The following is a 13564-nucleotide window of genomic DNA, read 5'->3' as shown; positions in this document are numbered from 1 at the left end:
AAATCTGGCTGAAAACACGACAAAGGCCCGCACTAAGCGGGCCTTTATCGTTTTAACAACAGATAGTTGCCGTCAGAGCCTCAACCAGGACGTCATGGACACATTGGCCATGTTCAACGCCGACGACTGCAGCTGCTCCTGCACCTTTTCCGCCGTCAGGCGCACCCTTTGCTCGTTCAACTCGGTGTCCACCAGGCGGCTCACACCCAGTTCTGCCGCGCCGTCCAGCCCCTGGGCAAGCACGACACCGCCCGTCACCTGCCCACGGGTTGCACTTAACTCGGCGCCGGCGCCGACCATATCGATCAGCACACGGTTGAGGGTGGAGATCATCCCGTCGATCTCGTCACTCCCGGTATGTCCATCAATCCTGATCTCGCGGGCCCCGGCCTCAACCGGCTCACGGGACTGGGCATCCATCAGGTAGTAGTTGTAGGGCGTACCGCCGAGGCTGGTCCCCGCATAGGCACGCGTCAGCATGCCGTCGCGCGCATCCTGGCGAGACACCAGTGTCGATTTCGCCGTATCGAAATCCACCATGTTGATCGAAAGGCTGCCGTCACGGCCAGTGGTCACGGAGGCCAGCAGTGAGGTGACCTTGGGTCGCCCTCCAGCCTCGACCTGCAACCAGTTGTCGCCATTGAAGCTACTATCCCCGACGATGGCCCCGAGTTCGGCCTTCATCTGCGTGATATCGGCGTTGATCGCGTTGCGATCTGCGCCAACAGCCTTGGCAAGCACGAGTTTCTGCTGGATCCGCGCGACGATGTCAGTTGCCTGCTCAAGCCCCAGCGCCGCCGTGTCGGTTGCGGCCGCAGCAATTTCATTCGCCTCCTGCACGCTGCTGGCAGACAGACTGCCGGCCCGCATCGTGGTGGAGATCGACCAATAGCTGGAAGCGTTCTGATCCGCTTCGGCGGCAGGAACAGGCGCCGCCTGCTTGGTCACCCGATCAAGCGCGGACGTCGACGCGCTGGCCATCGACGCTGCATTGGCAACGGACGGGTTGAGCCAGACTGAACTCATGAGAAAACCTTGTGTCGCATGTCATGTCGATCCGAAGCCGGCATCATTCCAGCTGTGTATCGGCAAGATTAGCGAGCAGGTTTTGTTTTTGGCTTTCCGCGATCGCTAGAATTTTAGCAATGCTTCGATTTGAGCGGATGCTGCCACGCGGCCGGACGCATCAGTCCGCAGACGGCAGACGCCGCATGGTGAATTCGATCTGATCGCCATCGAGCTGCCGCCAGCTTTCTACCTCTGTCCAGTAGGCAGCCTTGGGGAAGGCGTCGAACCACTCACGCGCCTTTGCCCGCGCTTCCTCACGTGTCAGGCAATAGGTTTCCCGCACGAATTGCCCGCCCACACGTCCGGCCGTTCCGGCGCGGTGGTCGGCGATCCGCTTCTTGAGACCTGTAAACGGCGGCGGCCCGGGCATCTTCATCATGAAATCCCTCGCATACCCAAGAGTTTAATCCAGCCAAAACCGGAAGGCGAGTCGATTTTAAGGGGACACCCCCATACCCGTATGGTCGCCTGCGATTTCACCTGATATTCGTTTGCCCTGAGAGAGTTAAAGGGGGACGACATGGAGCGACCGGTTCTGGCCAAAGGCCTGCCTGCGGATATCGAGGAGAAGAAGGAAGCGGCGCGCGCCTGGTTCGAGAGCCTGCGCGACATGATCTGCGCCTCCTTCGAGGCCTTGGAAGACGAGGTAACCGGCCCCATGGCCGACCGCGAGCCCGGCCGCTTCACCGCCAAGGACTGGCAGCGCGAAGAGGGCAAGGGTGGCGGCGGCCGCATGTCGATGATGTATGGCCGCGTCTTCGAGAAGGTCGGCGTGCACACCTCGACCGTCCACGGCGAGTTTTCACCCGAGTTCCGCAAACAGATGCCGGGCGCCGAGGAAGACCCGCGCTTCTGGGCCTCCGGCATTTCGCTGATCGCCCATCCGGTCAATCCCAACGTCCCCACCGTGCACATGAACACCCGCATGGTCGTCACCTCCAGCCAGTGGTTTGGTGGCGGCGCAGACCTCACCCCCGTGCTCGACCGCAGGCGCACCCAGGACGACCCCGACACCCGCCTCTTCCATCGGGCCATGGAAGTCACCTGCGAGCGCCATACGAGCGTCGCGGATTATCCCACCTACAAGAAGTGGTGCGACGAATACTTCTTCCTGCCCCACCGCAACGAGCCGCGCGGGATCGGCGGCATCTTCTTCGACTGGCTGACGGCGGACGAGGAAAAAGGCGGCTGGGCCGCCAATTTCGCCTTCGTCCAGGATGTCGGTCGCGCCTTCAATCTGGTCTATCCGAAGATCGTCCGGGCCAATTTCAACAATCCCTGGACGGAGGAAGACCGCGAGGAACAGCTCGTCAGACGCGGCCGTTATGTCGAGTTTAACCTGCTCTACGACCGCGGAACGATCTTCGGTCTGAAGACCGGCGGCAACGTCGAATCAATCCTCTCATCGCTGCCTCCGCTGGTCCGTTATCCCTGATCCATCAGGTTAACGCTGACATCCGATATGTCCCGCTCGTTCACAAAAAAGAATGGGCGGCGATTTCCGCTGGTTACGGCAAAGTGTGTCGGAAACTTGACAGTTTGCATTGCGCTCCGCATTGACGCGGCTCATTCTCCCCCTCGCACGCAGTATCGAGGAGGAGATTGCGATGACCCCGTCCAGCACAGTATCCGTGTCCAGCGTGAGTCAGCCCATCGACCGTGCGATCGAAGCGCCAGAACTGATCGATCGCCTGGCCGAGCAGTTACGTCAGTCGAGTGACGTCGACCTGCCCCATTCCTACTTCGTTGAACAGGTTCGGCTCGGTCTGGCCGGCAAGGATCTCGCCGACCGGCTCGCCGCCAACGATATCGAAAGTGGCGCCCATCGAGGCAAGCGCCAGCCGGCTCGTTCGGTTTTCCACGCCTGGGCTATGCCCGATTGAACACAATCCACCGCGTCGATTGTCCCCTTGCCCGCACCTGGTGCGGGCATTTTTTTCGACCCTGGAGAACAAGACGCGTCCCGATGCGTTTGTACGGTCGAAGCAGACTACGGAGGAGAACGACGTGAAGCATTTCGAGTGTGGAAGCCTGGTCCCCGGCTGCGATTGGCACACCCGCGCCGAAGAAGAAGCCGAGGTGGTCAGACGCGTCATCGACCACATGCGCGTCACCCATGGCGAAGACCTGATCCGCCCGGCAACGGTCGATCACATCAAGGAGCGGATCCGCGACGATCAGCCCACGAAGGCCTGAGAAAACGCACTCGCAGATCATGAAAACGGAGCCCGACGAGCGGGCTCCGTCTGTGGCGGTGAAAAAGCTCAGCTGCTCGGCAGCATGACCTTGTCGATGACATGAATGACGCCATTGTCCGTGCGGATATCGGCGCTCACGACATTCGCGCCGTCGACGGTCACGCCGGCACCGGACTTCGACACGGCGAGCGTCCGGTCTCCACCACTCTTGATGGTGCGGACATGGATCGTGCGGCCCGGCAGCATGGTCGAGGTCAGTTCGCGACCCACCACATGGTAGCTCAGGATCGCCGCGAGCTGGTCCTTGTTCTCCGGCTTCAGCAGGTTCTCGACCGTGCCGGCCGGCAATGCGGCAAAGGCTTCGTCGGTCGGTGCGAAGACGGTCAGCGGCCCGCCGCCCGACAGCGCGTCGACGAGACCGGCAGCCTCTGCGGCGGCAAGCAGCGTCTTGAAGCTGCCGGCCTGCTGGGCCGTTTCGACGATGTTATTGGCATTGGCGGAAGAAGCAGCAAGCGTGATGCCGGCGGCGGCGAAGGCAAGAGCGATGCGGTTCATGAAAATCCCTCCTCGGAAAGGCCTGAACGACGTCATGTCGATCCAGTGAAGCCGCAAGGGATACGCTGGCGAAACGCCTGCCGGATCGCAGCCGCACGGACACTCTTTGTTGAGGAACATCGGATGAACCGGAACCGCATTCCGGCGTATTGCCTTGCCTTGATCTGCAGAAACGTCAGGCCTTCGCCAGCGTCTCCAACCGATTAAGCAGATCCTCGCGGCTCAGATTGAACTGCGAGGCGATCCAACCCTCCTCCAGCTTGCCGAGGATCTCCCCGACCTTCGGCCCTGCCCGAATGCCGGCAGCCAGCACGTCAGCCCCCTTGATCGGCAGCACCGGCCGCACGAAACCTTCCGCCCGCCTGAGCAGCGAAAACAGCCGGGCGCTGCGGGCCATCGCCTTCTGATCCCCCTCGGCGCGCGCCCGCGCCGCAGCAAGCTCAAGCTTCAGCATGGCAATCATCCCGTCCTTGCCGAAGCGGTAGAGATCGCGGTCGAAGGCAACATCGGTCACCGTCTCCTGCGGCTTTGGTGCCCGGGCAAAGCGGTCGAGCGCCAGCGCTTCCGCATTCGAAAGCCGAAGCCGTTCCGACAGCGTCACCAGCCGCGCCGCATCCTTCGGCACGATCGCCGAGAGCCTCAAGAGAGGATCCGGCTCCCAGCCGAGCGCCTGCTCGGTCGCGATCAGCCCCGGGATCGCATCAATGCCCCATTTCTCCGTCTCCGGCAGGATCTCTGTGAGCACGGCCGACTGCCGCATCCATAGAAGCGCCCGTCCCGGGTCGCGCGCGGACAGAAGCTTCTTCATTTCCGCCCAGACCCGCTCGGCCGAGAGCGTCTTCAGTTGCGTCCGCGCCCGGGCGCATGCTTTCAGCCCCTCGGCATCGGGCCGACCGCTGCCATAATGTGCAAAGAAGCGGAAGAAGCGCAGCACCCTCAGATAATCCTCGGCGATCCGCTGCTCGGCACTGCCGATGAAGCGCACGGTCTTGGTCTCGATATCAGGCAAGCCGCCGACCAGATCCACCACCTCGCCATCCGCCCTGGCATAAAGCGCATTGATCGTCAGATCCCGCCGATCGGCATCCTCCTGCCAGGTGGCGCCGAAGGAGACCTGCGCATGCCGCCCGTTGGTTTCGACATCACGCCGCAGCGTCGTCACCTCATAACCCTTGCCGTCGACGACCAACGTCACCGTGCCATGCTCGATCCCGGTCGGCACCGCCTTGATGCCCTTGGCCGCCGCCCGCCCGCTCACCTCTTCCGGAAGAAGCGTCGTCGCAAGATCGATATCGCCCACGGGAAGCCCCATCAGGCTGTTGCGCACCGCGCCGCCGACCACCCGCGTTTCCGCCCCGCCGCTGTTCAAGAGCGTCATCACCCGCTGAAGCGCGGGCGCCTGGAACCAGTCGCGATCGGCCAGATTGGTCATGCCCACATTGGTCATGCATAGAGCCTTTCATAAAGCGTCCGGATGATGCCGGCGGTAATGCCCCAGATATGCCGCTCGCGATAGGGCATCACGTAGAAATGCCGGACAGTCCCCTGCCACATCCGGCTGTCCTGCCGATGATTGGCGGGGTCCATCAGGAAGGACAAGGGCACCTCGAAGACGCTGTCCACCTCGTCCGGATTGAGCGTCAGTGAGAAACCGGGCTGCACCACCGCCAGCACCGGCTGGATGCGGAAACCCGTTCCCGAGAGATATTGCGGCAGCCGCCCGACCGTTTCGACGAAGCGGCGGTCCAGACCGATCTCCTCTTCCGCCTCGCGCAGCGCCGCTTCTTCGGGCGAGGCATCCGTCGCATCGATGCCGCCGCCGGGAAAGGCGATCTGGCCCGCATGCTTGCGCAGCTTGTCGGTACGCTGCGTGAGAATGATCCGCGCATCCTCGCAATCGTCGATCACGCCGATCAGAACGGCCGCATCCCTCAGCTTCAACTGCTCGATCTGCAGAATGCTGTCGCGGTTCAACACATGGTCGCCATGGTCGCGCCAGGCGTGTTCCAGCGGCGCGCCGACCTGTTCGAGCGCGCGGCGACGGAAATCATCGGCGGTAAAATTCATGCGGTTCATCGCGACAGTCGGTCGAGTTCATCGGCGGGCATGATCGGAAAGACCGCACCGCCCGACCGCACGGCAAACATGACCCTGCCATCGATATCGACGATCTCCCCGCGTTCGACGAGATCATACATGACAGCGCGCGACACGAGAGCCTCAAGCCGGCCGCGAACCGCAAGATAGGGCTTCAGCTCGTGGTTTTCCCCGACGATTTCGAATCTGAGCGGATGATCCGGTCCCGCCTCGACGACATCGCCGACATTGGTGCGAAACGTCAGCAGCGACTCACCTGCATTTTCCGTCACGCTCATCTCGACGGCGACGAAATGCGCGTCCTGAACCCGGATGCCGACCTTTTCCACAGGTGTGACGAGATAGGTCTTGCCGTCCTCGTCCTTGCGCAAAACGGTCGAAAACAGCCTGACAAGGGGAGCCCGGCCGATAGGCGTGCCCATGTAGAACCAGGTACCGTCAGACCTGATTTCCATGTCGAGATCCCCGCAGAACGGCGGTTCCCAGCGTTCCACCGGCGGCAGCGAGGACTTTCCACCCGATGTTTGCGCTGACGCACGCGAAATCAGCGCGGCAAGCCCTGCCGCATCTGTCGTCGCCTTCAGCGTCTCACCCGTCATCTTTGCGTCCCGGTTTTGTCTTTAGTTCATAACAGTCACGAGATAGTCATTCGAAACGTCCTTGTCAGCCGTCCTCTCGCCAATAAGTTAGTTTCAGTAACATGCACCCTCGCGCGTCCGTTCGATTCGCCGGACCAGGCCAACACCAATTGGAGCAGACCATGGGCATGATGCCAAATCCCGATGTCGCACTGGATGAGAAGGCGATCGTTGAGCAGGCCGAAAAGGCGCTCGCCGATATCGCAACGATCCGCCAGGAAGTGGCCAAGGTGATCTTCGGCCAGGAAAAGGTCGTCGAGAACACCCTGCTCGCAATCCTCTCCGGCGGCCATGCGCTGCTCGTCGGTGTCCCGGGTCTCGCCAAGACCAAGCTCGTTACGACCCTTGGCACGGTTCTCGGCCTTGATGCCAACCGCATCCAGTTTACCCCCGACCTTATGCCCTCGGATATTCTCGGCACCGAAGTCATGAATCAGGACGACACCGGCCGCCGCTCCTTCCGCTTCGTCAAGGGCCCCGTCTTCGCCCAGCTGCTGATGGCCGACGAGATCAACCGCGCCAGCCCGCGCACCCAGTCGGCGCTTCTGCAGTCTATGCAGGAATATCACGTCACCATCGCCGGCCAGCCCTACCAGCTGCCGGCCCCCTTCCACGTGCTCGCGACCCAGAACCCGCTGGAGCAGGAAGGCACCTATCCGCTTCCGGAAGCCCAGCTCGACCGCTTCCTGCTGCAGGTTGACGTTCTCTATCCGGAACTCGCCGCCGAGCGGCAGATCCTTCTGGAAACCACCGGGGTCAGCGACCGCCGCGCCAGTGCCGTCATCAACAGCGAGCGGCTGATGGAAATCCAGAAGCTGATCCGCCAGATGCCGGTCTCCGACACCGTCGTCGACGCAATCCTCTCGCTCGTCCGCTCCGCACGTCCCGGCCATGGCAATGCGTCGACCGACAAGAACGTCGCCTGGGGGCCCGGCCCCCGCGCCGGCCAGGCCCTGATGCTCTGCGCCCGTGCCCGCGCACTCTACGAAGGCCGCCTTGCTCCCTCAATCGACGACGTGCATGCGCTCGCCGAACCGGTGCTCGAGCACCGCATGGCGCTGACCTTCCCGGCCCGCGCCGAGGGCATGACCGTCCGCGACGTGATCGCGGGCCTCGTTTCCGACCTGCGCAAGTAACGGAGGCTTTAACCGCGTGGCATCGATCGGCCAGATCGTCGAGCAGACACCCGGAAGCGAAGTGCTGAAGCGCGCCCGCCAGCGCGCCGTGCTCGTGCCGGACTGCATGGTCGAGGCAAAGCGCATCGCCAACACCGTGATCGCCGGCTGGCATGGCCGCCGCAAGCGCGGCATCGGCGAGAACTTCTGGCAGTTCCGCCCCTATGCCGATGGTGAGAGCTTCTCGCGCATCGACTGGCGCCGCTCGGCCCGCGACGACCACATGTATATCCGTGACCGCGAATGGGAGGCGGCCCACACCGTCTGGCTCTGGGCCGACATGTCGCCGTCGATGATGTACAAGTCGACGCTCGCCTCAGTCTCCAAGGAAAGCCGCGCCCTCGTCCTGATGCTGGCGCTCGCCGAAATTCTCGCCCGCTCCGGCGAACGCATCGGCTGCCCCGGCATCATGGAACCGATCTCGGCCCGCAACGCTGCCGAACGGCTGGCAACGGCCATCATGCATGCCCCCATCACCGAAGGCCTGCCCGACACCCGCATGATCCGGGGATCGAGCGACATCGTCCTGATCGGCGATTTCCTCGATGATGCCGACCGGGTGATGGAGCGCATCACGCCGCTTGCCCGTCGCGGCCTGCGCGGTCATGTGGTCGAAGTCGCCGATCCCGCCGAGGAAACCTTCCCCTACACCGGCCGCACCGAGTTCACCGATCCCGAAACCGGCGAAAAGCTCACCTCCGGCCGCGCCGAGACGCTGCGCGACGACTACCAACAGGCCTATCTCGCGAGGCGTGACTCGATGTCGGATCAGCTCCGCCGCATGGGCTGGAGCTTCACCCACAACCGCACCGATCGCCTCGCTTCCGAGGCCCTCGTCGCCGTCCACATGCACCTGTCGGGCATGCCGCCCGCCGTCAACAGGAGTGCGGGCTGATGTTCGGTATACCCCTGGCCTTCGGTGCTCCCGCCATTCTCGGTGCCCTGCTCGCGCTGCCGCTGATCTGGTGGCTTCTGAAACTCACACCACCACGCCCCAAGGCAGAGGTCTTCCCGCCGCTGAAGATCCTGGCCGGCGTCTTGAAGCGCGAGGAAACGCCCTCGAAGAGCCCCTGGTGGCTGACGCTTCTGCGCATGCTGATGGCCGCGATCGTCATCTTCGCGCTGGCCGACCCCGTGCTCAACCCACGCAACGCCACCCTCTCCGGCGATGGCCCGCTGCTGCTCGTCGTCGACAACGGCTGGGCAACCGTCGGCGACTGGGACCGCCGCGTCGAGACCGCGACCGCGCTGATCGGCGATGCCGCTGACCGCAGCCTGCCCGTCTCGATCATCTTCACCGCCGATCCGACCCATGACGCGATCCCCGGCACGCCAGCCGTCGCGCTCGAAAAGCTCGCCGCCGCCACACCCCATCCGCAGCGCCCGGATCGTGCGCGCACCATCGAAGCGCTGCGCACCACCTTTTCGTCGGAACGCCCCGGCACGCTCGCCTATATCTCAGATGGCATCGCCCGCGACCCGGAGGATCCGTTCCTGTCCGATCTCGCCAGCCTCTCGCCCGCCGAATTCCGCATCGTCGAAGGCGATGGCGCAACGAGCGTCGCCATCACCGGGGCCAACAATGGCTCCGATGCGCTGACGGTCACCCTCTCGCGCCTCAATGCATCCGAAGCCCGCAGCCTGATCGTTGATGCCCAAGACCGTCAGGGCCGTGTGATCGCCTCCGGCCAGGTCGATTTCGCCCCCGGCAGCACCGAGGCCTCTGGTGAGATCGCCGCGCCCTTCGAGCTGCGCAATGATTTCGCCCGCCTCTCGATTGCCGGCGTCGCCTCGGCGGGCGCCACGCACCTGCTCGACGACGGTTTCCGTCGCCGCAAGGTGGCGCTTGTCTCCGGCGACAGCGGCGACGGTTTCCAGCCGCTGCTCTCGCCGCTCTATTACATCGAGCGCGCCCTCGGCCCCTATGCCGACGTGGTCAAGCCAGGCCAGACGGATCTTGCCGTCGCGATCCCGGAAATACTGAACCAGAACCCGTCCGCGCTTGTGCTAGCCGATGTCGGCCGCCTGCCGGCCGATGTCTATGATCCGCTGCAGGCCTGGATTGCCAGGGGCGGCACGCTGATCCGCTTTGCCGGCCCGCGCCTCGCCGCCGCCCCAGCGGACGACCCGCTCGTGCCGGTCATCCTGCGTCAGGGCGAACGCGCTCTCGGCGGTGCGCTATCCTGGGCCGAGCCGCAGCCGCTTGCCGATTTCCCGAGCTTTGGCCCGTTCGCCGGCATGCCGCGCCCCGAAGGCATCCTCGTCAAGCGCCAGGTGCTCGCCGAACCGACACCCGATCTCGCCGCCCGCACATGGGCAAGCCTTGCCGACGGCACGCCGCTGGTCACGGTCGAGGAAACCGGCGCCGGCCGCATTGTGCTCTTCCATGTCAGCGCAGAGGCCACCTGGTCGGACCTGCCGATCTCGGGCACCTTCGTTGAAATGCTCCGCCGCGTCGTCCAGCTGACCCGCGTCGGAGCAGCCGACGCCCAGGCCGGCCAGGCGACCGCGCCATCGCTGCCGCCCTTCCGCCTGTTGACAGAACGTGGCGCGCTCACCGCCGAAGCCGGCGCGGCGAAGCCACTGTCGCTTGGTCCGGATCGTCCGGAAGCAGCGACGTTCGACAACCCGCCCGGACTTTACGGCACCGAAGACGGCTTCACGGCACTCAACCTCCTGCCGGCGGAAGCCACGCTTCGTCCGCTTCCCTCGCCGGCAGGCCTCACCGTCGCCCGCGACCCTATGGCCGGCACGGCGGCGACCCCGCTGAAGCCGAGCCTTCTGACCATCGCCTTCCTGCTTCTGGTGATCGACAGCCTGATCGTGCTCTTCATGGGCGGCGCCTTCTCCCGCCTGCCAAAGCGCGCGCCGGCTGCTGCCGCCTCCATCCTGGCGCTCATCGTCGCCCTTGCCGGCGTGGCACCGCCGGGTCAGGCGCTTGCCCAGTCGCGGGATGCCAAGCCCGGCGACGAGCAGATCCTCGAACGCCTCGACAACACCCATCTCGCCTATGTCATCACCGGCGAGCCTGAGGTCGATCGCCTGTCGGAACAGGGCCTCACCGGCCTCACCGATTTCCTCACTTATCGCACGACGCTCGAACCGGAGCCGCCGGTGGGGGTCGACATCTCCAAGGACGAATTGTCCTTCTACCCGATCATCTTCTGGCCGATCTCTGCCTCCGCGCCGATGCCCTCGGCTGCCGCGATCAGCCGCATCGACGCCTATATGCGATCAGGCGGCACCGTGCTCTTCGACACGCGTGACCAGGGCTCGACGCTGGGAAATGAGGTGGGCGCCTCACCGAACGGCGAACGCCTGCAGGCGATCCTTGCCAATATCGACATCCCGCCGCTGGAGCCCGTCCCTTCCGATCACGTACTGACGCGTGCTTTCTACCTGCTGCAGGGCTTCCCCGGCCGCTACAGCGGCAGCCCGCTCTGGGTCGAAGCCCGCCAGGAAGCGCTCAACAGCAACAGCGGTGTCGCCTCTTCGGGCGATGGCGTGACCCCGATCATGATCACCGGCAACGACCTGATGGGTGCCTGGGCGATCGATGCCAATGGCGCAAGCGTGTTGCCCGTCGTGCCCGCCGACGAGATGCAGCGCGAAATGTCCTTCCGCTCCGGCGTCAACATCATGATGTATATGCTGACCGGCAACTACAAAGCAGACCAGGTCCATGTGCCTGCTTTGCTCGAAAGACTGGGGCAGTGAGACCATGACGCTCGAATTCGCCCCCTTCATTCCCTGGATTGCTATCGCCGCTCTCGCTGTGCTCGCAGTCGGTCTTTCCACCCTCGGCTTCCTGCGTGGCGTGCGCGGCACGGCCATCCGTCTTGCCGCATCGATTGCCGTACTCGCAGCCCTTGCCAACCCGCTCCTCCTGCAGGAAGAGCGCGATCCGCTGACCACCGTCGTGCCCGTCATCGTCGACCGCAGCCAGAGCCAGCAGATCGCCGGCCGCGCCGAACAGACCGATGAGGCGCTGCAGGGCATCCGCGACCGCCTCGGTCGTTTCGCCAATATCGAGCCGCGCATCGTTGAAGTCACCGACCCCGGCGACAGCGACGCGCCCTCCACCAAGCTCTTCGAAGCCCTTGCCGCCGCGACCACGGACGTTCCCCCGGCCCGCGTCGGCGGTGCGATCTTCGTAACCGACGGTCAGGTACATGACATCCCCGGCGAAAATCAGCCCCTGCCCTTCAACGCACCGGTGCATTCCCTAGTTACCGGCAAGGCCGACGAGTTCGACCGCCGTATCGAAATCCTGCGCGCCCCGCGCTTCGGCATCGTCGATGAGGAACAGGAACTCACCTTCCGCGTCTTCGACGACGGCGAAGCCTCCGACCAGCCGGCAGATGTTTCGGTCAAGATCAACGGCGAAGACCTCGGCATCGTCCCGGCCGTCCCCGGCGCCGAGACCTCGTTTGCCTTCCGCGTTCCGCGCGGCGGCAACAATGTGCTGGAGTTCTCGGTCGCCGCGACTCCTGGCGAAGTCACCGACGTCAACAACCGTGCCATCCATCTGATCGAGGGCATCCGCCAGAACCTGCGCGTGCTGCTCGTCTCGGGCGAGCCGCATGCCGGTGAGCGCGCCTGGCGCAACCTCTTGAAATCGGATGCCTCCGTCGACCTCGTGCATTTCACCATCCTGCGCCCGCCGGAAAAGCAGGACGGCACGCCGATCAACGAGTTGTCGCTGATCGCCTTCCCGACCCGCGAGCTTTTCGTCGAAAAGATCAATGATTTCGACCTGATCATCTTCGACCGCTACCAGCATCGCGGCGTCCTGCCGATCCTCTATTACGATTACATCGCCGAATATGTGAGGAATGGCGGCGCCCTGCTCATCGCAGCCGGCCCCGAACATGCCGGCCAGGACTCGATTGCACTCACCCCGCTCTCCTCGGTCCTGCCGGCAACACCGACCGGCGATGTGCACCAGGCGGGCTTTTATCCGCGCCTCTCCGACCAGGGCAAGCGCCACCCGGTCACCCGTGGCCTCGATGGCTCGACCGTCGAGCCGCCGCAATGGGGCCGCTGGTTCCGCAGCGTCGAAGTGGGCCGGACCGACGGCGAAACCGTGATGACCGCTGATGGCGACCGTCCGCTGCTCGTGCTGAACCGCGCCAATGAAGGCCGCGTTGCCATGCTGCTCTCCGACCAGGGCTGGCTCTGGGCGCGCGGTTTTGAAGGCGGCGGGCCGCATGTCTCGCTCTATCGCCGCATCGCCCACTGGCTGATGAAGGAGCCGGAACTCGAGGAAGAGGCACTGAAGGCCCGCGCCACCGGCCGCACGCTGGAAGTCACGCGCCAGACCATCGGCGAAGCCCCAGGCCCCGCCACGATCACCACACCCTCGGGCGAAACCATTGCGCTGAACCTGAATGAGATCCAGCCCGGCCTCTATCGCGGCGAGCGCCGGATGACCGAGACCGGCCTCTTCACCGTCACCAACGGCGACTTCTCGACCCTCGTCCATGTCGGCGCCGTCGACGCCCCCGAATTCCGCGCGATGATCTCGACCACGGACACGCTTGTCCCCATCAGCGAGGAAACCCGTGGCCTCACCGCCCGCCTCGACGACGGCGACAGCTCCGTCCGCATTCCAGATATCCTGCCCGTGCGCGGCGAAGTCCGCGTCGCCGACGACCGCCGCATGCTGATCCGCCTGACCGATGAAACGGTGCTGAAGGGCGTCAACACAATGCCGCTGTTTGCAGGATTCGCCGGCTTGGGGATCTTGCTGCTCGCGGTCTCCGCCATGTGGTGGCGCGAGGGGCGGTAAGGCTTGGCAAGCGGGCCATCTGGATTCTGCCGTGTTTTCCCG

General features: G+C 64.4%; 13 protein-coding genes. 7 read left to right on the top strand and 6 right to left on the bottom strand.

Going from position 1 to position 13564, the window contains the following annotated elements; genetic code table 11:
• Window positions 1-72: 72 nt before the first annotated feature.
• Both AC1PUL_RS04100 and AC1PUL_RS04095 read right to left on the bottom strand, forming a co-directional pair.
• Complete coding sequence (locus tag AC1PUL_RS04100) at window positions 73-1026, bottom strand: flagellin N-terminal helical domain-containing protein (protein ID WP_480466748.1); 954 nt, start codon at window positions 1024-1026, stop codon at window positions 73-75.
• Window positions 1027-1186: 160 nt separating this feature from the next.
• Window positions 1187-1447, bottom strand: coding sequence for a hypothetical protein (locus AC1PUL_RS04095; RefSeq protein WP_480466747.1), 261 nt, complete (start codon window positions 1445-1447; stop codon window positions 1187-1189).
• 141 nt (window positions 1448-1588) lie between these two features.
• Here AC1PUL_RS04095 and hemF point away from each other — a divergent pair, with 141 nt between their 5' ends.
• The 3 genes from hemF (at window position 1589) to AC1PUL_RS04080 (ending at window position 3264) form a co-directional block, all read left to right on the top strand.
• Entirely contained in the window at window positions 1589-2503 is a 915-nt protein-coding gene (gene hemF / locus AC1PUL_RS04090) for an oxygen-dependent coproporphyrinogen oxidase (RefSeq protein WP_480466746.1), read from the top strand.
• A 172-nt stretch (window positions 2504-2675) separates the two neighbouring features.
• Window positions 2676-2951, top strand: coding sequence for a hypothetical protein (locus tag AC1PUL_RS04085; protein ID WP_298469615.1), 276 nt, complete (start codon window positions 2676-2678; stop codon window positions 2949-2951).
• Between the two features lie 124 nt (window positions 2952-3075).
• The gene (locus AC1PUL_RS04080) at window positions 3076-3264 is read left to right on the top strand and encodes a DUF1059 domain-containing protein (RefSeq protein ID WP_298469617.1); all 189 of its coding nucleotides are present in this window, start codon (window positions 3076-3078) and stop codon (window positions 3262-3264) included.
• A 68-nt stretch (window positions 3265-3332) separates the two neighbouring features.
• On the opposite strand, the gene AC1PUL_RS04075 is transcribed toward AC1PUL_RS04080, so the two are convergent.
• From AC1PUL_RS04075 to AC1PUL_RS04060, 4 genes are all read right to left on the bottom strand, one after another.
• Entirely contained in the window at window positions 3333-3821 is a 489-nt protein-coding gene (locus tag AC1PUL_RS04075; protein WP_298469619.1) for a fasciclin domain-containing protein, read from the bottom strand.
• Window positions 3822-3996: 175 nt separating this feature from the next.
• A complete protein-coding gene (locus AC1PUL_RS04070) occupies window positions 3997-5253 on the bottom strand; it encodes a CCA tRNA nucleotidyltransferase (RefSeq protein WP_480468481.1) in 1257 nt (418 codons plus the stop codon).
• 11 nt (window positions 5254-5264) lie between these two features.
• Window positions 5265-5897 (bottom strand): CoA pyrophosphatase, encoded by a 633-nt coding sequence (locus AC1PUL_RS04065; RefSeq protein ID WP_298469622.1) that lies wholly within the window; start codon window positions 5895-5897, stop codon window positions 5265-5267.
• Window positions 5894-6517: a DUF1285 domain-containing protein gene (locus AC1PUL_RS04060; RefSeq protein ID WP_298469626.1), complete on the bottom strand. Its 624-nt coding sequence runs from the start codon at window positions 6515-6517 to the stop codon at window positions 5894-5896. The genes AC1PUL_RS04065 and AC1PUL_RS04060 overlap by 4 nt, the downstream gene beginning before the upstream one ends.
• 161 nt (window positions 6518-6678) lie before the next feature.
• Between AC1PUL_RS04060 and AC1PUL_RS04055 the strand changes: the two genes are divergently transcribed.
• From AC1PUL_RS04055 to AC1PUL_RS04040, 4 genes are read left to right on the top strand one after another with little or no spacing between them, the layout of a single operon-like run.
• The gene (locus AC1PUL_RS04055; protein WP_480466745.1) at window positions 6679-7692 is read left to right on the top strand and encodes an AAA family ATPase; all 1014 of its coding nucleotides are present in this window, start codon (window positions 6679-6681) and stop codon (window positions 7690-7692) included.
• A gap of 16 nt (window positions 7693-7708) precedes the next feature.
• Window positions 7709-8626, top strand: coding sequence for a DUF58 domain-containing protein (locus AC1PUL_RS04050; RefSeq protein ID WP_298469631.1), 918 nt, complete (start codon window positions 7709-7711; stop codon window positions 8624-8626).
• Complete coding sequence (locus AC1PUL_RS04045) at window positions 8626-11448, top strand: DUF4159 domain-containing protein (protein ID WP_480466744.1); 2823 nt, start codon at window positions 8626-8628, stop codon at window positions 11446-11448. Before AC1PUL_RS04050 ends, AC1PUL_RS04045 begins: the two co-directional genes overlap by 1 nt.
• A gap of 4 nt (window positions 11449-11452) precedes the next feature.
• On the top strand, window positions 11453-13522 hold the full coding sequence (locus AC1PUL_RS04040; protein WP_480466743.1) for a hypothetical protein: 2070 nt from the start codon (window positions 11453-11455) through the stop codon (window positions 13520-13522).
• Window positions 13523-13564 lie beyond the last annotated feature (42 nt).

This window comes from Rhizobium sp. P43 (genome assembly GCF_056730705.1).
This window is presented reverse-complemented; position numbering and strand designations above follow the sequence as displayed.